Origin of the sequence: Campylobacter concisus (assembly GCF_002092855.1) — a bacterium.
Classification (GTDB): Bacteria; Campylobacterota; Campylobacteria; order Campylobacterales; family Campylobacteraceae; genus Campylobacter_A; species Campylobacter_A concisus_AI.
Genome location: NZ_LVLC01000012.1, coordinates 301,003 through 325,931, shown reverse-complemented (window position 1 = coordinate 325,931; position 24,929 = coordinate 301,003). Strand labels below are relative to the sequence as shown.

At 36.3% G+C, this 24,929-nt stretch carries 21 protein-coding genes; 9 read left to right on the top strand and 12 right to left on the bottom strand.

From position 1 onward, the window contains the following. Positions 1-70: 70 nt before the first annotated feature. Positions 71-2,899 (top strand): excinuclease ABC subunit UvrA, encoded by a 2,829-nt coding sequence (uvrA, locus tag A3223_RS05860; RefSeq protein ID WP_084109531.1) that lies wholly within the window; start codon positions 71-73, stop codon positions 2,897-2,899. Positions 2,900-2,957: 58 nt separating this feature from the next. Here the strand turns inward: uvrA and A3223_RS05855 are convergent, their stop codons facing one another. Continuing rightward, entirely contained in the window at positions 2,958-4,130 is a 1,173-nt protein-coding gene (locus tag A3223_RS05855) for an O-antigen ligase family protein (RefSeq protein ID WP_084109530.1), read from the bottom strand. 86 nt (positions 4,131-4,216) lie between these two features. On the opposite strand from A3223_RS05855, the gene A3223_RS05850 reads away from it, so the two are divergent. The 3 genes from A3223_RS05850 to A3223_RS05840 are packed head-to-tail and all read left to right on the top strand — an operon-like array spanning position 4,217 to position 7,065. Then, positions 4,217-5,245 (top strand): glycosyltransferase family 2 protein, encoded by a 1,029-nt coding sequence (locus tag A3223_RS05850; protein WP_180378703.1) that lies wholly within the window; start codon positions 4,217-4,219, stop codon positions 5,243-5,245. A 3-nt stretch (positions 5,246-5,248) separates the two neighbouring features. Next, positions 5,249-6,298: a glycosyltransferase family 4 protein gene (locus tag A3223_RS05845; protein ID WP_084109528.1), complete on the top strand. Its 1,050-nt coding sequence runs from the start codon at positions 5,249-5,251 to the stop codon at positions 6,296-6,298. Then, a complete protein-coding gene (locus A3223_RS05840; protein ID WP_084109527.1) occupies positions 6,295-7,065 on the top strand; it encodes a polysaccharide deacetylase family protein in 771 nt (256 codons plus the stop codon). Before A3223_RS05845 ends, A3223_RS05840 begins: the two co-directional genes overlap by 4 nt. Positions 7,066-7,412: 347 nt before the next feature. Here A3223_RS05840 and A3223_RS10025 read toward each other — a convergent pair whose 3' ends face one another. The 7 genes from A3223_RS10025 to waaC are packed head-to-tail and all read right to left on the bottom strand — an operon-like array spanning position 7,413 to position 13,101. Then, positions 7,413-7,553, bottom strand: a complete 141-nt coding sequence (locus tag A3223_RS10025; protein ID WP_369008292.1) for a hypothetical protein — start codon at positions 7,551-7,553, stop codon at positions 7,413-7,415. A 59-nt stretch (positions 7,554-7,612) separates the two neighbouring features. Further along, complete coding sequence (locus tag A3223_RS05830) at positions 7,613-8,410, bottom strand: polysaccharide deacetylase family protein (protein WP_084109526.1); 798 nt, start codon at positions 8,408-8,410, stop codon at positions 7,613-7,615. Further along, on the bottom strand, positions 8,407-9,480 hold the full coding sequence (locus A3223_RS05825; RefSeq protein WP_084109525.1) for a glycosyltransferase family 4 protein: 1,074 nt from the start codon (positions 9,478-9,480) through the stop codon (positions 8,407-8,409). Before A3223_RS05825 ends, A3223_RS05830 begins: the two co-directional genes overlap by 4 nt. Positions 9,481-9,484: 4 nt before the next feature. Then, positions 9,485-10,546 (bottom strand): putative lipopolysaccharide heptosyltransferase III, encoded by a 1,062-nt coding sequence (rfaQ, locus tag A3223_RS05820; protein WP_084109524.1) that lies wholly within the window; start codon positions 10,544-10,546, stop codon positions 9,485-9,487. Then, complete coding sequence (locus A3223_RS05815; RefSeq protein ID WP_084109523.1) at positions 10,543-11,247, bottom strand: glycosyltransferase family 2 protein; 705 nt, start codon at positions 11,245-11,247, stop codon at positions 10,543-10,545. The genes rfaQ and A3223_RS05815 overlap by 4 nt, the downstream gene beginning before the upstream one ends. Then, on the bottom strand, positions 11,241-12,134 hold the full coding sequence (locus A3223_RS05810; protein ID WP_084109522.1) for a lipid A biosynthesis lauroyl acyltransferase: 894 nt from the start codon (positions 12,132-12,134) through the stop codon (positions 11,241-11,243). Before A3223_RS05810 ends, A3223_RS05815 begins: the two co-directional genes overlap by 7 nt. Then, complete coding sequence (gene waaC / locus A3223_RS05805; RefSeq protein ID WP_084109521.1) at positions 12,127-13,101, bottom strand: lipopolysaccharide heptosyltransferase I; 975 nt, start codon at positions 13,099-13,101, stop codon at positions 12,127-12,129. Before waaC ends, A3223_RS05810 begins: the two co-directional genes overlap by 8 nt. 63 nt (positions 13,102-13,164) lie before the next feature. Between waaC and A3223_RS05800 the strand changes: the two genes are divergently transcribed. Next, positions 13,165-14,202: a 3'-5' exonuclease gene (locus tag A3223_RS05800; RefSeq protein ID WP_084109520.1), complete on the top strand. Its 1,038-nt coding sequence runs from the start codon at positions 13,165-13,167 to the stop codon at positions 14,200-14,202. A 71-nt stretch (positions 14,203-14,273) separates the two neighbouring features. Here the strand turns inward: A3223_RS05800 and A3223_RS09705 are convergent, their stop codons facing one another. The 4 genes from A3223_RS09705 to mraY form a co-directional block, all read right to left on the bottom strand. Further along, complete coding sequence (locus A3223_RS09705) at positions 14,274-14,816, bottom strand: hypothetical protein (protein WP_219336696.1); 543 nt, start codon at positions 14,814-14,816, stop codon at positions 14,274-14,276. A gap of 1 nt (position 14,817) precedes the next feature. Then, positions 14,818-18,054: a hypothetical protein gene (locus tag A3223_RS05790; protein ID WP_084109519.1), complete on the bottom strand. Its 3,237-nt coding sequence runs from the start codon at positions 18,052-18,054 to the stop codon at positions 14,818-14,820. 144 nt (positions 18,055-18,198) lie between these two features. Then, a complete protein-coding gene (gene murD / locus A3223_RS05785) occupies positions 18,199-19,416 on the bottom strand; it encodes a UDP-N-acetylmuramoyl-L-alanine--D-glutamate ligase (protein ID WP_084109518.1) in 1,218 nt (405 codons plus the stop codon). 8 nt (positions 19,417-19,424) lie between these two features. Further along, positions 19,425-20,489: a phospho-N-acetylmuramoyl-pentapeptide-transferase gene (gene mraY, locus A3223_RS05780; RefSeq protein ID WP_084109517.1), complete on the bottom strand. Its 1,065-nt coding sequence runs from the start codon at positions 20,487-20,489 to the stop codon at positions 19,425-19,427. A 79-nt stretch (positions 20,490-20,568) separates the two neighbouring features. On the opposite strand from mraY, the gene gpmI reads away from it, so the two are divergent. The 4 genes from gpmI to gmk are packed head-to-tail and all read left to right on the top strand — an operon-like array spanning position 20,569 to position 24,909. Next, complete coding sequence (gpmI, locus tag A3223_RS05775; RefSeq protein WP_084109516.1) at positions 20,569-22,032, top strand: 2,3-bisphosphoglycerate-independent phosphoglycerate mutase; 1,464 nt, start codon at positions 20,569-20,571, stop codon at positions 22,030-22,032. Positions 22,033-22,035: 3 nt separating this feature from the next. Further along, on the top strand, positions 22,036-22,797 hold the full coding sequence (fliR, locus tag A3223_RS05770) for a flagellar biosynthetic protein FliR (RefSeq protein WP_084109515.1): 762 nt from the start codon (positions 22,036-22,038) through the stop codon (positions 22,795-22,797). 57 nt (positions 22,798-22,854) lie between these two features. Continuing rightward, on the top strand, positions 22,855-24,297 hold the full coding sequence (locus A3223_RS05765; RefSeq protein ID WP_084109514.1) for a hypothetical protein: 1,443 nt from the start codon (positions 22,855-22,857) through the stop codon (positions 24,295-24,297). Next, positions 24,298-24,909, top strand: coding sequence for a guanylate kinase (gmk, locus tag A3223_RS05760; protein WP_084109513.1), 612 nt, complete (start codon positions 24,298-24,300; stop codon positions 24,907-24,909). It abuts the gene before it with no gap. The last annotated feature ends 20 nt before the right edge of the window (positions 24,910-24,929 follow it).

The following is a 24,929-nucleotide window of genomic DNA, read 5'->3' as shown; positions in this document are numbered from 1 at the left end:
CTTTATAAATCTTTTATCACTTTTAGACTAAATTTACAGATTAAAATTTTAAAAAGGTTGTATAAATTTAATGAACGATATTATTGAAATAACTGGCGCAAGGGAACATAACTTAAAAAATATAAATCTTAAAATTCCTAAAAATAAATTAGTAGTTTTTACCGGTCTTAGTGGCAGTGGTAAGAGTACGCTAGCCTTTGATACACTCTATGCTGAGGGACAAAGAAGATATATGGAGAGCCTTAGCAGCTATGCTAGGCAGTTTTTAGATCGTGTTGGCAAACCTGACGTCGATAAGATTGAGGGTTTAACGCCTGCAATTGCCATCGATCAAAAGACGACTTCTAAAAATCCTCGCTCAACGGTCGGTACGATTACAGAAATTTACGACTATCTAAGGCTTTTATACGCAAGGGTCGGCGTTCAACACTGCCATAAATGTGGCAAACCTATCTCAAAAATGAGTGCGAGCGATATCATAAATGAAATTTCAAAACTCCCACTTGGCGCAAAAGTAATCATTTATGCACCGCTAGTTCGTGAGAAAAAGGGCACATGGGCGGACTTGATCGAAAATTTACGCCAAAAAGGCTTTGTGAGAGCGCAGATAGATGGCGTGGTAGTGAGGCTTGACGAGGAGATCGAGCTTGCAAAAACAAAAAAACACACGATAAAGGTTATCGTTGATAGGATCGCTATTGATGAGCAAAATCACGAGCGCCTTGCAAGCGACGTAGAAAAGGCACTAAATGAGAGCTTTGGAGAGGTTGAGATAGAGATCGCAAATGCCGATGAACTGGGCTTAAAAGAGAGTTTTATACATTACAGTGAACACATGGCTTGTTTTGACTGCAAAATTTCATTTACGCCACTTGAGCCACTAAGCTTTAGCTTTAACTCTCCAAAGGGCGCTTGCGAGCACTGTGACGGACTTGGTATAAGATACAGCCTAGATATGAGCAAGATCATCGATGAGGAAAAGTCGATAGAAAATGGAGCGATCAGGCTACTTTACGGCTACAACATGAGCTATTACTATAAATTTTTACTTGCTTTTTGTGAGCAAAATAGCATTGATATCAAAAAGCCATATTATGAGCTAAGTGAAGATGAAAAGAGGCTTGTTTTATACGGGAATGTCAAGGAAGTTGAGTTTTTTTGGAAGCGAAATAAGCTGCTTAGAAAGTTTGATGGAGTGGTTAAAATTTCACATGGGCTTTTGAAGGATTACAAAGACTTTGACGAATACATGAGTGAGAAAATTTGTGATGCTTGTAACGGACACAGGCTAAAGCCTCAAAGTTTAGCGGTCAAGGTCGCTGGCCTTGGACTTGGTGAAATTTTAGATATGAGCATAGAAAACTGCACTGCATTTTTTTCAAATGAGAAAAATTTCGCATATCTTAGCGACTATGACAAGGCGATCGCAAAGCCTATCTTAAAAGAGATCAACGAGAGGCTTTTCTTTTTGTATGACGTGGGGCTTGGCTATTTGTCGCTTGGACGTGATGCTAGGACGATCAGTGGTGGTGAGACGCAGCGTATTAGGATCGCGAGCCAGATAGGAAGTGGGCTAAGTGGCGTCATGTACGTGCTTGATGAGCCAAGCATCGGCCTTCACGAGCGAGATACACTAAAACTCATAAAAACGCTTAGAAATTTACAAGCCAAAGGCAACTCTGTAATCGTCGTTGAGCATGACAAAAAAACGATAGAAGAGGCTGATTTTATCGTAGATATTGGCCCTGGAGCTGGTAAATTTGGCGGTAACGTGGTCTTTGCAGGCAGTTCAAAAGAGCTTTTAAGCTCAGATACTCAGACTGCACAATACATAAATGGTAAGAAAAAGATCAACTATCAAAAAAATAGAAAAGCCGAGAAGTGGCTTGAAATTTCAAATGTAAATATCAACAACATCTCAAATTTAACCGCTAAATTCCCGCTTAGAAACCTTGTGGGTATCACCGGCGTTTCAGGATCTGGCAAGAGCTCGCTAGTGCTTCAGACCCTGCTTCCAGAAGCGCAGGAGCAGCTAAACAGAGCCAAAAAGGTAAAAAAGATAGCTGGGGTAAATTTAAGCGGACTTGAGAATTTAGACAAGGTCATATACCTCGATCAAAGCCCGATCGGCCGCACCCCACGCTCAAATCCAGCGACTTATACTGGCGTGATGGACGAGATAAGAAATTTATTTGCACAGACCAAAGAGGCAAAGCTTAGAGGCTATAAAATAGGGCGCTTTAGCTTCAACGTCAAAGGTGGGCGTTGCGAGAAGTGCCAAGGTGAGGGCGAGATCACGATCGAGATGCATTTTTTGCCTGATATAAACGTGGTTTGTGACGTTTGTAATGGCGCTAGATATAACGCTCAAACTTTGGAAATTTTATACAAAGGCAAAAACATCGCTGAGGTTCTAAATATGAGTATAGATGAGGCGGTTGAGTTTTTTAAGGCTGTACCAAAGATCGCTTCAAAGCTTACGACACTGCAAGACGTGGGGCTTGGCTACATCACGCTTGGACAAAACGCAGTCACACTTAGTGGCGGCGAGGCGCAGCGTGTAAAGCTAGCAAAAGAGCTTAGTAGAAGCGACACTGGAAATACGCTTTACATCCTTGATGAGCCAACGACAGGGCTTCATTTTGCCGATGTTGATAGGCTGGTAAAGGTGCTAAATCACTTAGTTGATCTTGGAAATTCAGTCTTTGTGATCGAACATAATATGGATGTTATCAAAAACTGCGACTATATCGTAGACATGGGACCAGAAGGCGGTGCAAAGGGTGGTAAAGTGATAGCGTGCGGCAACGTAAAAGAAGTAGCTAAAAACTATAAAAAAACTGGCAGCTACACTGGAGAATTTCTAGCACAAGAGCTTGAGGAAATGAAGAAAAAATAAAAAATTTGACTCAACCGTTTCTTTATAAAATTTAAAACGGTTGAGGTGTATCGGAGCGTTAGCTAATTTTTAAGGTCGATTTTTCATCTATCGCACTTAAAGCTAGAGCCCAAAATAGTAGCATTAAAAGTGCATTTTCATGGTGAAATGTTGTATTTGCGAGTGAAATTATATTATTAGCCATGAGCATTAAAAGTGCAAGAAAAACTATGCTATTTTGTCTAAAATTTTTAATGAATTTTATAAAGAGTAATAGTTGAAATACCAAATATGCAAGCAAGGCAACGATGCCCTTTTCTGTTAAAAATGTTAAAAAGGTATTGTGTGCGTGACTAACATGAACTTCAACATTGCCTGGAAAATATTTTGTTATATCAATGATCTTAAACTCTCCAGAACCTATCCCAAATAAAGGGTGTTCTAACCACGTATAAAATGCGCTAGCAAAGATCGGATATCTAGTCTCTGATCCAGTAACCCCCTTTGTTAGTTGACTATACAATCTATCATCTTGAGTGATATTTGTTGATATATACATATAAGAAATAGCTATTACACCAAATAAAATTATCAAGCCTAATAAAAATTTTATTTTTATCTGTTTATTTAAAATTTCAAAAAGTAAGTAAGTAAAAATAATGATTGGTAAAAGATACATTGCAGCTCTTGAGCCAGCTATCATTATACCAAGGACACAAATTCCGGCAACACTTATGCATATGTACTTTTCAAAAATTTCTTTGCTATTTATCGAAACTAATGCTACACAAAAAACTAGTAGCATAAAAATAGCACTATGATTTACGTGTCCTATTGATTTAAGCTCAAAAAGTGCTAAAGGATCATTTGAAGTGAATTTTTCTATACAAGCAGGGATAAATGCAGCAATCAAACCAGCAAATAAGGCAAAAAATAAAAATTTAAAATTTATTTTTTCTACACCAACACTTCTAGCCACAAAGAAAAATAGCATACACCTTAGCGGATCAAGCGCTCTTGATGCAGAAACTCCATTTACCAAGCAGCTTATAAAAGTAGCCAAAACAAAGATAAAAAGCGAGATATTTATGAGATCAAATTTAAATTGCCTTTTTTCTTTGACGCAAATATAAATTCCAGCCAAGACGAAAAGTGTGAGTGAAATTTGTTTTAAACCCTCAGTTACCGGCAGTGTAAATAAGACAATAACTAAAAAGAGATTGTAGAGCTTAGAGACAATGTCGTTTTTCATGCAGATCCTTTAAATTTTAAGTGGACATTTTATCATTACTGAACTAAAAATAATATACAATTAAACAAAAATTAAAAGGAAATATCGTGTCTGATGTGAAAATCAGCTTTATAGTGCCTGTTTTTAACAAAAAAGAGCATATTAGAGATTGTTTAAATTCACTTATATCTCAAGATATGGATGATATCGAGATCATAGTTGTAGATGATGGAAGCAATGATGGCACGTCTCAAATTTTAAAAGAGTACGAAGATAAAATAATATTAAAAACAAAGAGTAATGCTGGTGTTAGTGCTGCTAGAAATGATGGCATATTGTTAGCTAGCGGCAAATATACTATCTGCGTAGATGCTGATGACTATGTGGAAAAGGATTATGCTTCATGTGTTTATGATATCTCAAAAAAATTTGATGCCGATATGGTGATAACAGATATGTGTAAGGTTTATGGTAATAAAAAACTCTTTTTGAAGGATTTTGAGACAAAAGAGGATGGTGTAATCGATAAAAACGAGTATCTAAAAAAGCTTTTAGCCTCAAGACATAACAAAGTTTTACACAATGCGGCAAATAAGGCGATTAGGACTGAAATTTTAAAAGAAAATTTATTTCCAGTTGGGATCACGCAAGCTGAAGATTTTCACGCTATAGTGAGAAATGTTATCGCTTCAAAAACTCTTGTAAAGTTAAATAAGGCATTTTATTATTATAAGATCGGAGACAACAACACTGCTGGTTTTGAAAAGCTAAAAGCTGTGATGGATCATAAATTTGTTTATGACGACATAATCTCAATTTTAAAAAACAAAAATTTAGCTCTTGAAATGGTGTCAGATCTAGAATTTAGAAAGATAAAAAGCGTATATATGCCAGCTATTTTGGCAAGACCAAATCTAAAAAATAGTAGCTATGTAAAGGCACTTGATCTTTTTTATGAAGATATTGATAGCATTATAAACTCAGCTGGTTTTTCAAAACTTAGACTAAAACAGAGAATTTTGCTTAAAGTGCTAAAAAATGTAAAATCGTACGAAAATGTATCAAAAATTTTAAAAATCTTTAATACAATAAATGGCTTTTTGTCAAATAAAAAAATGAAAGAATTTAAAGAGTAGAAGATGATAAATATACTTGAGCTTGAAAGCTCTCTTGGATTTGGTGGACAGGAACACCGCACTCAGCGTGTGATAAATGGACTAGATAAGAGCAAATTTAAGGTTTTTTACGGGCTAAATCCTGGCTCAAAAAGCTTTGAGAAGCAAATAGAGTGTGAATTTGTTGAGTTTAATCTCAAAAAGTCTTTTAATATCTTTGAAATTTTAAAAATTTGCAAATTTGTAAAGCAAAATAACATAAAAATAATCTCAACTCACTCAGGAAAGGACGGCACCATAGGCGCTATAGTGGGCAAAATTTGCGGTGTTAGTGTGGTTCGCACTAGACATTTACAGCTGCCTATAACATCGCCTTTGCCTTATAACCTAAGCACAAAAGTAGTCGGCGTTTGCGACTCAGTTTGCGCGGATCTTATAAAAAGAGGCGTGAAAAAAGAGAAGGTTCTAAAAATCTACACTGGCATCGATACGCAAAAATATACGCCAGAATTTAAGATAAATATGAAAAAAGAATTTGGCTTAAATGACGATGTAGTTGGAGTTTGTATCGTTGCAGTGCTAAGAGCAGCTAAAAATCATAAGCTATTAATCGATGCATTTAGCGAGTTAAATTTAGAAAATTCAGCTCTTTTTATCGTAGGTGACGGTCCTCAAAATGAGAATCTAAAAGAGTATATAAAAGATAAAAAAAATATCTTTATGCTTGGCAATAGAACCGATGTGAGCGATTTTTTGGGCTCTCTTGATATTTGTGTGTTACCTTCAGATATGGAGGCCATCGGTGGAGCGCTACTTGAGGCGTCTTCGTGTAAGCTGGCTACCATCGGAAGCGACGTGGGAGGTCTTGGCGAGGCAGTAAGCGACGGAAAGAGTGGATTTTTATTTCAAAATGGCGATAAAGAGGGGCTAAAAAAGGTGCTTGAAAGGCTCATTTTGGATGAAAATTTAAGAAAACAGATGGGTGAGTTTGGCAGAGAGTACGTAAAAGAGGTATTTAGTATCGAAAAAATGATAGAGAACACACAAAATTTATATATGGAGCTTGTAAAATGAGCGTACCAGTTTTGATGTATCACCACGTGCTTGAAAAGAGCGGATTTATCACTAGTAGCGTGGATGAGTTTAAATCGCATATGAAATTTCTAGCTGAAAATGGCTATAAAACGCTAAGCATAAATGAATTTATTGCATATAAAAGAGGTGAGCTTGAAGTGCCTAAAAAGAGTGTTTGCATAACATTTGATGATGGCTGGATGGACAACTACATCTATGCTTATCCTATCGTGAAAGAATTTGGGCTAAGGGCAAATATCTTTATAATTACTGGCTGGATAGAAGCGGCGCAAAAGGCACACGAGATGAGGCCTGCTAACTTTTTAAATGTTGATCACAACGAGTGCAAGAGGCTTGCTCCAAGTAGACCACAAGATGTGATATTAAATTTAGAGCAGATTGAGAAAATGAGCGATTGTTTTTACTTTCACTCACATACGCACGGTCATTTTGATGGATATTTCGGGCAGCTTAGTCTGGACGAGGAATTTGGTCTTTGCCGTGAATTTATGAAGAAAAATTTTGGCTTTGAGGACGACGCGCTTTGCTGGCCGCGTGGCAAATACAATGACGAGTATCTAATAGCGGCCAAAAAGCATGGTTATAAGGCATTTTTTACTACAAAACGTGGCATTAATAAAGCTGACGGCAATCTTGAAGAGATAAAACGGATAGTGACAAAACGTGATGAGAAATGGCTAAAAAAGACCATGTTTATATATCAAAATGATATTTTAGGCTCTATCTACGCGGCGATAAGGTCTTAGTGAACTAAATTAATTGGTAAAAATTTTCTTATTTTTATCTATATGTTTTTTGTGAGATCTGGAGAACCGCTTCCGATTAGATATTTAGCTTTATTGGCTATTTGAACTCTAGTTCAAATTTATACTCATTGTTTTTGCGCACTTGCTTGGATCCTTACTCGAGTTTCTTTTATAAATCAGCGATTCGAGCTTTTTCATCAGCGTTTAAAATACAAAGAATGTCACATTTACTTATACGTAAAAGCGGGTTTGCGCTTACGTATATTACGACTTTTACGAATGGCATGATAAATTTAAAAAAACGGCATTATCTCATTTTTGTGGTCGACTTTAATTTTTACCATTGGTCATATAAAAAAGAGATTTATACTCATTACATCATCGTCGATTACAGCGGCTTGATAAGGTTTAAAGTTTTTAAATCCATTTTTTCTAATTTGTTTTGCAAGTGTGCTTTTGCCACTGCCGTGAAGCCCAGTAAGAGCGATTAAGGCTCATTTTTTATCTTTTAAAATTTCTTTACAAGCCTCGTTTAATGCCTCAAGCATTATTTATAGCCTCTATTTCTAAAATTTGAATATAAATTTCCTAGCATCGGCGTAGAATAGATAAAAAGCTTCTTTTTGATCCTAAAAATGTAGTCGTTCTCGCTTTTTGCATTGTTTGATATATCTATACGTCTTATCTTAAATTTATCATCTCCTGCGCAAAATCCACCATCTATCACACTAAAGGCAAAGTCATAATACTCTCTCACAACTTTTAGTGAAAGCTCGTTAAAGTGCCCTTTGGGGAAGCAAAATCCAAATTCTTTTTTTTCAGGAAATAGCTCTTTTATCTTAGCCAGCGAGCTAGAAAATTCCTCTCTTAACTTTGTTTCATCGTTGCTTTTGCAGGAAAAGTGGCTCGCTGTATGGCTGTCAAACTCAAAAAGCCCACTTCCTTGCATCTCTTTAATTTCGTCTAAATTTAAAAAATACTCCGCGTCTTTATCATAATCGATCTCTTTATGTTTTTTAAATACAAAGTCGTAGTCTTGCCTTTTAAAATCCTTGATCTTATCTGTTATCAAAAAGCAAACAGCTGGAATTTTTAGCTCTTTTAAGATAGGAAATGCAAATTTATAATTATCAAAATATCCGTCATCAAAAGTTAGTAAAATGTTCTTTTTAGAGGCTTTTGCTCGGCCACTAGCTATATCTTTAAACTGAGCATAGTTTATAAATTTATAGCCCTCATCTAACGCCATCAAAAGCGCCTTTTTAAATAGCTCTGGCTTAATGGCAAAGTCGTTTTCATTGTTATTACAGTGATGCATCGTTAGCACGCAAACTGGGTAGTTCATTTTTGCTCCAGTAAATTTTTAATAGCCTCTTTTAGCGCCTTGTGACTAAAGTTTTCATCCACAAATTTAAAGGCGTTTTGTGAGTAAATTTTGGCTTTTTCAGGCTCATTTATCAGCTCCAAAATGCACTCTTTTAGCGAAATTTCATCTAAATTTTTAGCACAAAGCCCACGCTCTTTATCTTTAACTAGCACATTCATCGGCGCGTTGTCATAGACCACGACTGGCACTTTTGAGCTCATTGCTTCAAGCAAAACTGTGCCAAGTCCCTCAGAGTGCGATGCGAAGACATAGATATCAAAGCTTTTTATAATGTTTGCCGCGTCATTTCTAAAGCCAGTGAAGATGATCTTATCTTTTTTGCTAAAAATCGAGGCAATCTCATTTTTTGTGCTTTCGCTGATATTTCCTGCAAAAACTATTGTGGCGTCCTTCTCTTTTAAAATCTCTTTTGCTGCATTTGCAAAGTCGTAGACACCTTTCTTGCGGTAAAGCGAAGTAAATGTACCGATAACTAGCTCATCTTGAGATATATTAAACTTATCTCTAAATGTGCTTTTTGTATCATCTATCGCCTCCACATCGACTGTACTTGGCATAAAAACTAGCTTATCTTCGCTAACGCCGATGCTTAGCAGGTACTCTTTGACGCTATTTGAGATGTATAAAATTTTATCAAATAGTCTTTTGTGCATTAGTTTTGAAAGGAAGCCTTTTATAGGAAAAAGATTATGCCTTTCCTTGTAAAATTTAACGCCTTTGCTTCTGTAAAATAGCCCAGCAATTGCTCCAACCCAGCTATCAGTCGAGCCATGTGTGATCACGACATCTATCTTGTTTGAGCTTATTGCTTCACAAAGTGCTGGCACGCTTTTATGAAAATTTTTCTTATTCATCTCTTGTGCTATAACACTAAAGCCTTCTTCTTTTGCAATGCTTTCTATCTGAGAATTTGGGTTGCAAAAAAGTATGACATTGTGACTCATCTCACGCATAAAATGCATCTCATTTAGCGTCTTGTTTTGCTCACCACCCCAGTTAAAAAGTGTCTGCGTGTGAAGAATATTCATCTGCCTATCCTAAAATTTCTTTTATTTTGGCTTTTATCTTTGGCATTTCGTCGCTAAAATCCATCAAGGACTTTTCTATGCCATGCTTTGCTATACCTTCCTTGTCGCAAGGCACAAAGTCCCAGTCTTTTTGATAGACGATGTGTTTGCCCATACTTTGGATGCCATTTTGCGCTGTGTAGCCATTTTCCATAAGTGAGTTATCCCAAGGCCCCCACTCAAAAGCATTACTTGGACCAAAAAAGGCTATGACTGGTACATCATTTGCAGCGGCAATGTGCATTATAGCTGTATCCACTCCGATAAAAAGGCTTGAATACTTTGATAGGGCGATCGTTTGTTTCAAATTTAGCTTGCCGCCTAAATTTATAGGCTTACTCTTGCAAATTTTTAGTACGCTTGCTAGCTTTTCAAGTTCATTTTCTTTATTATCGCTTGTTAGCACGACCTTTACACCAAGCTCATTTTCGCAGTAGTCAATGAGCTCTGCCATGCTCTCATCATTTGCGCATTTAAACATCCAGCGGCTTGTTAGATGCATATGTACAAAGCATTTTGGTAGATTTAGATGCTCCACGCTCTCGTCTGAAAATACGCTCACCTTTTTGCTAACCGGTTCAAACCCCAAAGCTCTTAAAGCGTTTAGATTATGATCGATCGTATGTGAAAAATTTTCATAGTATTTTGCCTTGACGTTTAGAAGTTTATTTATTGAGTGATTTTTGCCAAGAAAGCCTACTATTTTTTTGATCTTTGCGTATTTTGAGATGATGATACCACGATCCCCCGTGGTTGTTTGTATGGCCATATCGTATTTTTCTTTTTTGATGGCTTTTATAAATTTTATCTCGGTAATTAGTTTTTTAAAAAAGCCAGAATTTGCACTTTGTCTATCGTAAATGTGGATTTTATTTATGTGAGGATTTCCCTCGATCATCGCTTCTGTGCCTTTGTTTAGGGCAAAGTCGATGGTCGCATCTGGGTAGTAGTGGTGCAAATTTTCAATGAGCGGTGTTGTTAAAAGCACATCGCCGATGTTTCTAAATTTAATCACAAGTATTTTCATTTTATATATTTCCAAAATGTGTACTGAGCGTAAAGTCTAGCTATGATGTAGCCGGCAAAGCCCTCTTTAAAGCCACCTTTTAGCACATAAAGCTTAAAAAATGTCCACGCTGGACTTGTAAGCGCCTTTAGTAAATTTCTTTTTGCGCCCATGCTTGAGTAGCGATTTTGCTTAGCTATAAACTGCTCGATGCTCTCATATGCATAGTGTAAGAAGTGATTTTTAAGCGCGCCAAGCCTTTGTGAGCCGTCATTTAAAACGACCTTTTCATGCACAGCTCTGCCATCAAATTTGGCAAAATTTTTGTTAAAAAGCCTCACTGTGTAGTCTGGATAGAGCCCCATATTTTTGATCGCTTTGCCAAAGAAAAAATTTAGCCTAGCTACGTTGTAGGCCATAAATTTTGGCTCTTTTAGCGTATCTATGATCTCGTTTTTAAGTTCATCCGTGATCACCTCATCACTATCAAGCACAAAGATCCACTCGTTTTTGGCTAGATCCACGCCCTTTTGCTTTTGTGCGCCAAATCCAAGCCATGCTTGCTCGTGAAATCTCACGTTGCTAAAGCTATCACAAATTTGCCTTGTGCTATCTTTTGAGCCGCTATCAACCACGATGACCTCATCTGCAAAATTTGTACTTTCTAACACTTCTTGCAGATATTTTTGGCTGTTAAAAGTTAAGATAACGACACTTAGCATTTATACTCATTTTCGTAAAATCTCTTAAATCTTTGGTGAAACCAAAAGTATTCTTCAGGCCTTGCTCTAACCATCTCTTCGCACGCGCTACACTGCATTTGAGTTACTTTTTGTACCGCCTCTTCTTTGTCAAATTTATTTATATCAATGGCTAGTGAAAAGCAAATTTCGCTTATATTTTCATCTTTTTGATAGATAAATGCATTAATTATTAGTGCGTTTGTTTTTTGGGCTAGTACGCTTGCAGCTGGTGTGTGAAGCACATCTTTGTCAAAGAATTTCACCTTTATGCCATCTTTTGGAGATGTATTTTGATCGACTAAAATCCCCACTATTCGCCTAGCTTTTAGTGCTTTTAAGATATCTTTTGCACCACCATCTTTGTCTATTAGCTCCACGTCAAACTGCGATCTGTTGGCTCTTAAAATTTTATCCATGACGCTACTATCAAGCTTTCTGCCAAGCACTGAGACTGCGCCAAAACGAGCGGACATTGCTAAGCTAAAAAGCTCCCACTGCCCAAAATGAGCGGTAGTCACGATAATCGGACGATCAAGCTTAAGCGCTTCAAGCAGATTATGTTCATTTTTAAAGCTAACTTTTTCAAGCACTTTTTGCTTTGTTGTATTTTGATTTAGGATGAAATTTATACCAAGATATTTTGCAAAGTTGTAGTAGCATTTTTTAGCGATCTCAAGCTTCTCTTCCTTGGTTTTTGACTCACCAAATGCAAGATTTAAATTTATCATCACGATATGAAATCTCTTTTTTTTAAGTTTCATAAACGCAAACGCTAAAAATTTGGCAAGCAAATCTCTAAGTGAACTAGGCAGTAAAAATATAAAAAATTTTAAAGTATAAAAGCCAGCCAGATAGAGCCTATCCATTTAGTAGCCTTTTTGCAAAATTTGCAACCGTTTCTGGGAAAATTTCTCTTATGCAAAAGTCGTTTTTATCGATACTTCTCGCATCTATTTGCTTGCCCATATCTATAACTAAATTTTTATCCGTGATGTAAGCATTTCTGTGGCTGGGACGGTTGCCAAAAAGTGTGATAGAAGGCCTATTCATCGCCCAAGCAAGGTGTGTTAGGCCACTATCGTTGCCAATTACTAAATCACAGCTTGTAATGAAGCTTATCATCTCTTTTATGCTAAGTTTTTCAAGTAGCTTTGCCGAGGTACCTGAGATGATCGCCTCAGCCCTTACTTTCTCGCTCTCACTTCCGTAGCAAAGGCAAATTTCGCATCCATCAAGTAGCCTGATCACATCTTTAAATTTGTTATAAATTTTGCTCTCTTCGCTTGCAAAGGCAGCGATCAAAACGCGTTTTTTACCACTTTCGTTTTTATAAATTTCACTTGCTTCAAAGCAAGGTACTTTTTCTAAAATTTCACTTGCTTCAAAGCTAAAATTTAGAGCAAAAGCTACAAGCGATAAATTTCTAATGATTATATTTTCGTTGTAATCAATTTTAAATTTATGTCTATAAAGCCTAGCTGCGATCTTTTCTTTGACACTCTCTCTGCTAAAGCCATAAGTTTGCTTGCCTATTATTTTTGCGACGACGGCTGATTTAAAAAGTCCTTGCAGATCGATCACTTTGTCAAATTTACCAAGCGTTTTTAGTATCTTGTAGCTCTTTTTAAAGCTTTGTTTAAGCGGCAAAACGACTAGCTCGTCGATAAGCGGATGATCTTTTAAAAGGCTTGCAAAACGAGCATCAACTAGCCACGTGATATGAGCATTTTGGTAGTGCTTTTTGATAAACTGAAGTACAATAGCTGCGTGCACGATATCCCCAAGAGCTGAGAGTTTGACGATGGCTATTTTTAGTTGATTTTTGTTTTGCATTGATCACTTTAGATATAAATTTTTGGTATGATTTTAAAAAAAAATGCTTAAAAAAGGGCTAAAATGGCGAAAAGTTACATCTGTGTCTTTGACTGCGAAACGATACCTGATGCAAATTTGATAAGAAAAATTTATGGCATTGACGGGAGCGATGAAGATGTGAGCATGCAAGCGATGGCGCTGCAAAAAGAGGCCAGTGGGAGTGATTTTTTACCTGTGATGTTTCATAGAGTGGTCGCGATCTCTGCGGTAATGGCTGATGAGTACGGTAAATTTTTAAAAGTTAGCACGATGGAGGGCAAGGATGAGCGCGAGATCATCGCTAAATTTTTAAAATTTATAAATGATTATAACCCAAGGCTTGTTAGCTTTAACGGCCGTGGCTTTGACCTACCGATGCTAATGGTACGTGCGATGCGCTACAACCTAAACGCGGCGGCGTATTACGAGAGCGAAAACAAAGAGCTAAATAAAAATAAATGGGAAAATTATAGAGCAAGGTATTCGCCTAAATTTCACCTTGATTTGCTTGATTTTATAAGCGATTTTGGAAGTGTGAGAGGACTAAAGCTTGATACACTTTGCGCTAGCTTAAATTTACCTGGCAAGTACGATGTGCACGGCGATCAGGTGCTTGAGCTTTACTATGCTGGTGAGCTTGATAAGATCAACGAATACTGCGAAAGTGACGTGCTTAATACCTACTGGCTCTTTTTAAAATTTGAGCTTTTACAGGCAAATATCTTGCAAGATGACTATATAAATCACCTAAACGTGATGAGTGAATTTCTAGCCAAAAACTGCGCTCACAGAGGATACACTGAGATCTTTTGCACTGCGATAAGCGACGAGCTAGCTAGAATTTCTGGCAAGTTAGACTATGAGATAAAGGTTCAAAAAGAGAGTGAGAATTACGAGGAATTTGATGATTTTAGTGATCTTGATGGTGTAAAAGATACGCCAGCGCAGCTAAATGAGCGTTTAGCTAAACAAGGGCTTGATGGGCTTTTGAAAAAAGCAAATGAGATCACTCCAGCTAGCAAAAAAGAGAAGAGTTTTTTAGAAGAAAAGCTTCCTGAGATAAATTTAGACGAAGAGTAGAAATTCTATACTTTTAGGTCGTAAAATGTCCTTTGCTACTCTATGGAATTAATATCCTGATCCGCGGAATATCACGGGTACTCAAATCCAAATTCATACTCTTTTAAAACTCCATTAGAAAAGATGAATTTCTCGTAGTAGAGTGGCATATCAAATTCTTGTAAGAGTTTGCTTTCATTTTGCTCAGTGATGTAGGTGACAATAGAGGTGGCATTTTCTTCTTGTAGATCGTTTGGCTTGCCTAGCTTCTTTAAAATTTGGTCTTGTTTGTCACCAAGTTTGATGCCAGAATTTGTAGTAAAATCTTTTATTTTGCTGGAATTTATATAATCTTTAGTCAAATTTTTATCAAAAAATTTGACATTTATCCTTTGGACCTCACCGCTACCACCACAACAAAAATCGAGCGTCATTATCTGTGTTCTTGATAAATTTATGAAGCTTGCCTTTTCGCCATCTAAGAAATATTTAATTTTTTTAGATGATAAATTACTTGTAGGTAAAATTTTACCTACTTTGATTTTGTCTATGCTTGTTGTGCGCGGCAAATTTTCACTGGCTGTTAAATTTAGAAAACCTAAAATTAGAGATAGTATTAAAAAATGTCGTATCATGTTATTCCTTTACTGTAATTTTTTTTGGAGGCTTAGAGTTATTTGGATTATTTTTTATATTAATAGTAGCATGAATACTCTTTTTGTGTTTTAATAAATTTTTCATAATTTCTTCAAACTCCAAAAGCTCTTTTTGGGTGCCAGTAACTCCAATACAACCAAGTGTTCCTTTGTTGTTACCATCTGGATGAATTCTTAGAAGTGATCTTTCAGTTTTAAATTGTGGATTTAGGTTAAAACTAAAACCTACTCCATGAATATTCATACCAGGATTATAATCTTTGTCTTTTCTTCTGTTTCTATATGTATCAACTGTATATTCTCCATTTTGTGGAGCACCGCTTCCAAATCCACCAGCTACCATTGTAATGGACAGTATAATGTCATCATTTTCTTTTAAATATAAAAGTCCATTTCCCATTTTACTATTTTCCATTGTTCCTTCGATTAATATGTTGTATATCTTATTATTGACATCAATCCCAACCCCCTCATCTCCATCTTCCCACATACCTTTATCTACTCTAGTTAAACTCTTTGATTCATTAAAAGAGTTAATAAATTTATCCATATTCTCTTTATTTAATAAATTTATACCAAGCTTATCATCTTTATCTGCATTAGACTGATTATTACTATAGCTCTCTTCTTTTGTATAAATTTGATAGCTCTTATTTATCTTTTCATCACTTTTTAACTTTTTGCTTAGTTTGTCGTCTTCATATATATTTATCTCATTTGATGAGATATTTTTATTTATATATAAGTAATTATCATTTTTTATTAAAGTATTGTCTTTATTATCACTAAGCTTTAATTTAGCATCAAATGCCTTCTCTTTTATAGCATGCTCAAACTCATATATACCAAGCTTATCATCTTTAAATTTAATATATAGAGGTATCTTTATATCTATTCTTATATGATTTTTGCCATATCTTGTATAAAACTTAAATTTATCCTTATCACCTTCAAGATATGCAAAAAATACTATAGTATGACCACCTTGCTTTAGCTTATCTAGATCATCTTTTTGTATAACATCTGAAATTTTAAATGTTATCTCTTTACCTTTTTGTTCTTTTAGGGCTACTACATCTTTTGGATTTGATTTAGACGCTTTGTTATACTCTATGCTCTTTATGACCTTATATCCCCAAAGTATCTCTTTATATCTCTTACTACCTTTTTCTTGTTTATATATAGCCTTTAAACATATTGGCTCATTTGTCTTAAATGGATACTCACTATCAGAGATTACATTTGTTATATGATCTGTTATATCTCTTAACGAGACCTTATTGCTATAGCAAAAGTTAGAGCTACTCTTATCTTGATATCCTAAAGATATTACAGCTGTATCAGTGTGAGCATGAATATCTTTAGTGCTATAAACTTTACTTAGATCACTTGAATAAAGTATAAATTTAGTATCTCCTTTATTCTCTTTATCTATTGGGATATTAAATGTAGCTGTATATGAGTTTTTAATATCTGAGTCTTCATTTTTTACTAAAGATATACTCTCATATATACTTTTATCAAAGCAGTGATGAAGATATATCTTATCTATATCTTCACTTGCCTTACCATCTTCGTTTTCAATTATGAGATTATTTATTGTAAGAGTAAGACCTGAACTTGATGCTGATGTAGGCACTACATTGTTGCCATGAGCTAGACGAAGCTTTATATCAAACATAGCTGAGTCTTTATCATCTCTTAGGGTAAAGTTATTCTCTTTGGCGAAATTTAATAAAGAAAAATTTAGATGTTTGTTTTTGGACGTTTGGTCTTCAAAGTACTTCATACTTATAGCGCCATCTTCTAGCTTATACTCTATATCATCACTACTTTGCTTTATACTAGTAAAGGTAGCACCATTTATCTTATCTTCTTCATTTTTGTTTTCTTGATAGAGTATTACTGTATCTTTGCTCTTTGCATTTTTAAATTTTATCTCTTTATTTTTACTATCTTCATAAGAGTCAAATTTAAAGTCAGCAAGTATTAGCTCACATAAATTTACCTTGCCATAGTTTGACCTACTAGAATTTAGCTCCTTTGGGTTTAGCTCACTGCAATCAAATGGAGTCTGACTAGCTAGCACGACGGTAAATTCGCTCTTTTTAGGTTGAAAGACTCTAATAGGAGTTGTCATCTTTCTTGGGCATAGCAAGAGTATATTTTCTTGTTTATAAAATTCCTCCTCTCTTTGTCTTAAGAGCTTATTTATTCTTGAAGTGTTTGAAGCATTTGAGCTGATTAAATTTACGCAGTATATATTTTCAAGGTTAAAGGTCTTTGTACTTTGGGTGCTTAATAAAGAATTTATCTTTGTAACAAATGGCTGAAATAAAGCCTCACGCTTTGATGCATCTGATGCGTTTAAATTCGATCCATTTTCTTGAAGTTTCATAAATTCTAAATGGGTGACGTTTTGGATGATCTCTTTATTGTTTTGTTTTTTTGATTTATATTTTGCTTTGGATATATTTAAATGACTAAAAACATCTATGCACTCGGCAAAATTAACATTTTGTTCATCACTTTCATAAAGCCCAAACTGAGTTGAAATTTTTTCTCGTAAAAGAGATATTTTATTGCTTGCTTCATCACTAAAGCTATCATATACTAGCCAAAACCAGGCCTTAAAACGATTTTTGCTTTTGATATAGCTTGCTAGGGACGGATCAATATTGCTTTTTTTACTGATATAAAGAAGTGCTAAAAGCGCGACATGCTCTCTTGAAATTTGGCTGTTTTGCGTATCTGAAGTAAGTGAAACGGCTTGTAAATTTTCAAGTGGCGAGTTGTTTAATTTTTGATTTATCTCTTGGATTAGCGGCGTAAGCTTTCGCTCTAAGATGGCATTTAACTGATCTTCCGAGCTAAATTCAAACTCAGGCAAAGTATCAGCATTTCCAGACTTTGCATAAGCCTCTTTTGCGGCATCATTTATCTTTTTTAAAAGTTCATCTGTATTTATCTTTTCTATGGTAGTCGTACTCGTGGTGTTAGTGATAGCTCGCTTGATATCTTTTATGACTTTGTCTTTGTTATTTTTATAAATTTGAGCACAAATAAGTTCTATATCATCTTTTAGGCTAAAGCCATATCCAATAAGTAGTTTGTTGTTAGATATAAATGGTCTGCTTATGTCATTGTCATATGAAAATTTTATAATATCTATTAAATTTCTTTTAAAATTTACATCATTTCTGGGCGTTAGAGGCATTAAACTTCCTTGGAAATTTTTGCTAAATATTAGCACAAACTTAAAAAGTATTCAACAATAAAACTTTATAGTAAAAATTTATATCAAAAATATAAATTTGTATGTTTTTATTTTTGAGAAGGCTATTTAAAAGAGCTTGTAAATTTAAAGCGCCTTTATAAACTCTTTAAATTTATCGCCTCGCTCGGCATAGCTCTTAAACTGATCAAGACTTGCAGCTGCCGGGCTAAGAAGTGCTATCTCGCTAGTCTTTAGCTCTTTATTTATCTCATTGACAGCATTTTGCAAAAAGCCGCATTTCAAAGCTGGTATGCCAAATTTAGTCGCTAATTTCATGAGTTTGTCACTATTTGAGCCAATGGCGTAAATTTTTACTCTTAAACTCTTTAAGCCTTCAAAAAGTGGCGTCATATCAACACCCTTATCATCGCCACCAAGTATTAGATGTATGAAATGATCTTTGTAGCGCTTTACGGCCTGTATGCTCGCATCTATGTTAGTCGCTTTTGTGTCATTGACCCAGATTCTGCCATTTTTGTCACTAAATTCTTCAAGCTTGTTTGCCTCGATGACGAAGGTATTTAAAAGCGCGACATCGCAGCGGTCAAATAAAATTTTCTCCACCGCTAATGCAAGCAGTGCATCAAGTAAAAATGGCGTTTTGAAATTTATATCATCTACGCTTACACCGCAAAATTTAGCCAGATCGCTCTCGTCTTTGTAAGCGATCACTTTTGCCTTTGTTGGCGTATTGGCGTAAATTTCAGGCACGATCGCCACGCTGCTTTCGCTCATGCTAGCAAGCGGCTTTAGCTTAGCCTTTTCGTACTCGCTCATGTTTCCATGCCAGCTTAGATGATCTGGAGTGATCGGTAAAAGCACGTAGATGCCAGGTGTAGCGTGATTTGTGTAGTGAAGTGTAAATGAGCTAGTCTCAAGTATCCAAATTTTAGCGTGCGGATCTAAATTTGCTAGTGCGATACCAACATTACCGCCCATTACCGAGCCCTTGCTCTCCAGTAGGTGCTGTGTCATCTTTGTGGTCGTAGTCTTGCCGTTTGTGCCACTTATCCAGATATTAAATGGCAGATTTTCTTTATAAATTTCATAAAAATAGTCATACTCGCTAACTAAATTCTTAGCTTTTTTAATAAGCTCGTGACGAGGCGGAATGCCTGGGCTTGGTATCTCTAGGCCGCTTTTTGCTGGATCAAATTCGCTAACTGGCAAAAGAGTATTGCCAAACTCATCTTTTGAAATTTCACTAAATTTATCATCATAGATATCCCAAAGACCGTCTTTTGTGAAATTTTTAGCGATAGCCTTTATCGTGCCACCGTAGCCAAATAGCGATTTTCTCATGACTTTCCTTATCTGATCTTTAGCGCAGTTAGTGCGATTAGGTTTGCTAAAAGTGCGATGATCCAAAAGCGCACGATGATCTTATTTTCCGCCCAGCCTTTTATCTCAAAATGGTGATGTATAGGCGCCATAAGAAAAATTCTGCGTTTAAAAATTTTAAAGCTGCCTACCTGCAGAATGACGCTTAGGGTTTCAACGACAAAGATGAGGCCAATGATGATGAGTAAGATTTCATTTTTGGTCGCAACACCCATAAAACCGATATATGCTCCAACGCTTAAGCTACCGCTATCGCCCATAAAGACTTCAGCTGGATGGCAGTTAAACCATAAAAAGCCCATCAATGAGCCAATTAGGGCTGAAGAGACAACAACGCTTTCACCAACGCCTATGATCTTTGGCAAGAGTAAATATGAGCTAAAGACAGCGTGTCCGCAGATATAAGCAAAAACGCCAAGTGTCAGAAGCGAAAATATAGATGGCACAGTAGCTAGCCCGTCAAGCCCGTCTGTTAAATTTACTGAATTTGAAGCAGCGACTATGACCAGTGTCCAAAAGAAAATGGCAAAAATTTTTAAATCTAAAATAGGTTGCTTAAAAAAAGGTAGATAAAACTCGGTGCTAAGCTCGTGACTTGCATATAAAAAAACAGAAATTACAAAGGCTATTAAAAACTGAAAAAATAGCTTTGCTTTTGGGCTTAGGCCGGCGTGATTTTTTGCTCCTAAAATTTTACTGTAATCGTCCTTGTAGCCAAGCAGCGTAAAGCAAACTAGGCAAAAGAGAGATGTTAAGACAAATGCGTTATCAAGCCTTGCGCAAATTACCGTGGAAAGTACGGCTGTGAAGACAAAGACAAGTCCGCCCATAGTCGGCGTTTTGGCCTTTTTTTGGTGAGTTTGTGGGGCAAGCTCATAGATAGGCTGGGCGGCGTTTTTTGCCTTTGCCCAAGTGATAAACTTGGGCATCAAATAAGTTGTGAGTGCAAAAGCGATGAAAAAAGCGATACCAGCACGGACGGTGATGTATTGAAAGATATTAAAATTTAAAATTTCATAGATATAGTAAAACATGAGAGCCTTTATTTTTAAAAAAAGCAATTTTAGTATAATGGCCTTAAAAATTATCTAAAATTAAGGATAAATTTTCAAAATGAGTCAAAAAACTATTTTAATAATAACTGATGGTATTGGATTTAATAAAAGCGGTAAATTTAACGCATTTGAGGCGGCTAAAAAGCCAAATTACGAGAAATTTTTTAAAGAAATTCCAAACTCACTTATAAAAACTTCTGGAAACGCTGTGGGACTACCTGAAGGGCAGATGGGAAACAGCGAAGTAGGGCATATGTGCATAGGAAGCGGACGAGTTTTGTATCAAAATTTGGTCAAAATTTCACGCAGCTTCGCTGACGGCTCGATATCAGAAAATGAAGCCCTAAAAGCTCTTTTTAAAAAGTGCAAGAAGATCCACGTCATAGGGCTTTATAGCGACGGCGGCGTGCACTCTCATATGGAGCATTTTGATGGTATGTGCGAGCTTGCTAGCAAAAATGGCTGCGAAGTTTTTGCCCACGCTATCACCGACGGACGCGACGTTAGCCCAAATAGCGGTATAAATTTTATAAAAAGCTTGGAAGCTAAATTTAAAGTAGCTACCGTTTGTGGAAGATTTTACGCGATGGATAGAGATAAACGCTGGGAGCGCGTAAAAGAGGCTTATGATAGCTTGGTAAATGGAGCAAATTTAAGCAGCTTATCGCCAAGCGAGTATCTACAAAAAAGCTACGATGAGGGCGTGACAGATGAGTTTGTAAAGCCAGCAAGCTTTAATGGCTTTAAGGGCATGGGCGAAGATGACGGCGTGATCGTAATAAATTTTAGAAATGATAGAGCAAGAGAAATTTGCCAGGCTCTAGGTGAGGAGAAATTTAGCGAGTTTGAGCGACCTTTTGCTATCAAAAATCTAATCACCATGACCGAATACGACGCAAATTTTAAATTTGAAGTGCTATTTAAAAATGAAAAGATAAAAAACACCCTAAGCGAGGTCATAGCAGCGGCTGGACTAAGGCAGCTTCACACGGCTGAAACTGAAAAATATGCCCACGTAACATTTTTCTTTAATGGTGGCGTCGAGGAGCTAGCCAGCAACGAAACAAGGGTGCTCATCCCTAGCCCAAAGGTAAAGACCTATGACGAAAGGCCAGAGATGAGTGCAGCAGAGGTTTGCAAAGCCGTGCTAAAAGGTATGGATGACGAGCAAGACTTCATCGTGGTAAATTTCGCAAATGGCGATATGGTAGGGCACACTGGCAACTATGAGGCCGCGATCAAAGCGGTAGAGGCAGTAGATAGGGCTATTGGAGAAATTTATACTAAGGCAAAAGAGAAAAACTATGCGATGATCATCACGAGCGATCACGGAAACTGCGAAGAAATGCGTGATAGCAGCGGTGAGCTACTGACAAATCACACGACTTATGATGTCTTTTGTTTTGTGATGGCTGATGGCGTAAAAAAGGTAAAAAATGGCGGTCTAAACAATATCGCTCCTAGTGTTTTAAAGATTATGGGACTTGAAATTCCAACTGAGATGGACGAGGCGTTAATATAAAAAATGGAGCTAGTCGAGTTTTTTGGAGCGGATAAAGTCATAACCTTTATGCTCCTTTTTGCACGTCTTAGTGGGCTTATCGTATTTTTTCCATTTTTTTCTCACAATCAAATCCCACTTAGTGTAAAAACTTTACTAGTTTTTGCCCTTTGTGTTGTGCTTTTTCCGCTCTCACACGCCCATGAGCATGCTATAAATTTTTTGATTATGGAAATTTTAAGTGAGGCCATGCTCGGACTTTGTGCTGGACTTTTGCTAAATATCGTTTTTGCCATACTTCAAATGGCTGGCGAGCAGATCTCAATGATCATGGGTTTTTCGATGGCTTCAGTGCTTGATCCACAAACTGGTACAAATTCGCCAGTAATTGCAAATATTCTAAATTTTATCGCGCTTCTTGCATTTTTGATGCTTGATGGACACCATTTAATATTGCAGTTTTATTCTGCTTCACTTTCTGCTATACCGCTTGGAGATTTTTATCCAAGAAGTGGTGTGATGAGCTATGCCCTAAAGCTTTTTGGCAATCTTTTTATGTTTGGATTTGTTCTGGCTTTCCCTATTATCGCGCTTTCTATACTTTCAGATGCTATTTTTGGCATGCTTATGAAAACCATGCCACAATTTAACCTATTAGTCGTTGGCTATCCTATTAAGGTAAGTATCGGCTTTTCGGTTTTGATAGCTATTTTAGCTGGCATTATAAAAATCATAACTGATATGATGGTGCAGATTTTAAACGATATGCCAGCACTATTTTTTTAAGTAAATAGCAATGAAATTTATCATAGAATACAGCCTCAAGCTCTTCAAGGAGGGATCATGAAAGTTGCACTTGTAAACAAAAACCCAGCAGTTTCTCGTCTTATAACGTTAAGTTTAAATAAGCTAGGCATAGAATATAGCGAATTTAACGATGTTAATAGTGTTGGCGATCAATTTGATTATATTATCATCGATAGCGATATGGATAGCAGTGATGTTAATTTAAATCAAAAGATAATGTATCTAGCACCTAGAGGCGGCGAAAAGCCTGATTTTGCTGATGTTATGCTTGAAAAGCCCTTTTTACCAACAGAATTTATTAGTTTGTTTGAACAAAACAAAGATACTGATAATGATAAAGAACTTGAGCTTGGATTAGATGAGCCTACAAATTTTAATGACTTTGACGAAAGTAATAAAAACTTTGATGATTTAGAAAATTTTGAGCTTCCAGAAATTGACATGGGCCTTGAAAATTTAGCAAAAGAAGATGATAAGGCAGATAAATTTGATAACGAGGCTTTAGACGATGAGTTTTTAAAAGAGCAGCTAAGTGAACTGGAGACCGAGGATTTAAAGGATAAAGATATCAGTTTTGATGAAACAGACACTGAACTCATAGATGATGATATGATAAATGACATAGCTAGCAAATATATGGCTGATTCAGAAGATATAGATAAATCATTAGAGCAAAACAATGAGCCGCCTGTGATAAAAGAAGAGCATAGTGATAACTTTAATGAGCTTAGTTCGCTTGTAGATGAGATAGATGATATGGGCGAGAGTGACTTGGCAGATGAAGAGGCTAAAAACGAGCTTGATAAAATGGTCGAGCAAAATTCTCAAAATTTAGAAACTGCCGAGCTTAATGAAGATTTTGTAGATGATATAAGCCAAAGTAAAAAAGAGCTCAGCGAGATCGAGTCTTTGGATAAAGAGCTAAACGAAGAAGCTAACGAAGATAGCGAAAATTTTGATGAGCTAGAGACTGATTTTGGCAGTGATGAAAATTTTGAGCCTGAAAGCGGCAAGGCAAATTTGATAGATGAAGCTAGTCAAAATTTAGAGGAAGATATAGATGAAGAATCTACCAAAGAAGCAGAGGACATTTCTTTGGGTGAAGATATAGACCTTGAAAAAGAGCCAGCTAAAGAAGATCATGAAGAAATTTCTGAAGAAGTCCTTGCTCAAGAAGATCTAGGCATGGTAGATGAGGTGTTTGAGGAAGAAAATTTTAAAGAAGAGACGTTGGGTAGCCTAAATTTTGATGTAGCGTCTATTGAGGAAATAGATGAAAATACGATGCAAGCAGCATTTGGATTAAATAATGCGCCACAAACTAGCTCATGCGATGAAACAAAAATCGATGCTGACTATAAAGAAGAGCTAACCAAAAAGATCACAAAACACGTCCATGAGTCGTTAAATGAAAGCTCGCTAAGAGATGTGCTAAAAGATATGAACATAAAGATAAATATAAGTTTTGAGGAAAAGTAGTTGCAAGGACAAATTTTAGTAGTTTCTGGACCTAGTGGAAGTGGGAAAAGTACGCTTTTGGGCCGTCTTTTAAAGGAAGAGAAGGATCTTTATTTTTCTATTTCAAGCACAACAAGGGCAAAAAGAGAAGGTGAAGTCGATGGAGTGGATTACTATTTTATAAAAGAAGATGAGTTTAAAAGCGGCATAGAAAAGGGCGAATTTTTAGAATGGGCGCAGGTGCATAAAAACTATTATGGAACGAGTCTAAAGCCTGTTTTAGCAGCACTTGAGGCTGGGAAGATAGTTATATTTGATATCGACGTACAAGGCTTTCACATCGCACTTGAAAAATTTAAAAGCTACATCACTTCAGTTTTTATCACAACTGCAAATAAAAAAGAGCTTAAAAAACGCTTGAAAAACCGTGGAACTGATAGCGACGAAACGATAGAAAATCGCCTAATGAACGCAGTTGGCGAGATGGAGCACATCTTAGAATATGATTATTTTTTGGTAAATGATGACATTGAAAAGAGTTATAAGGGCCTAAAATCAATTCTTAGAGCGATGAGGCTAAAAAGCGCGAAAATAGACTTAAGACGCGTTATTGATGAGTGGATAGATTGCTAGAAATTCAGGAATTTATGATA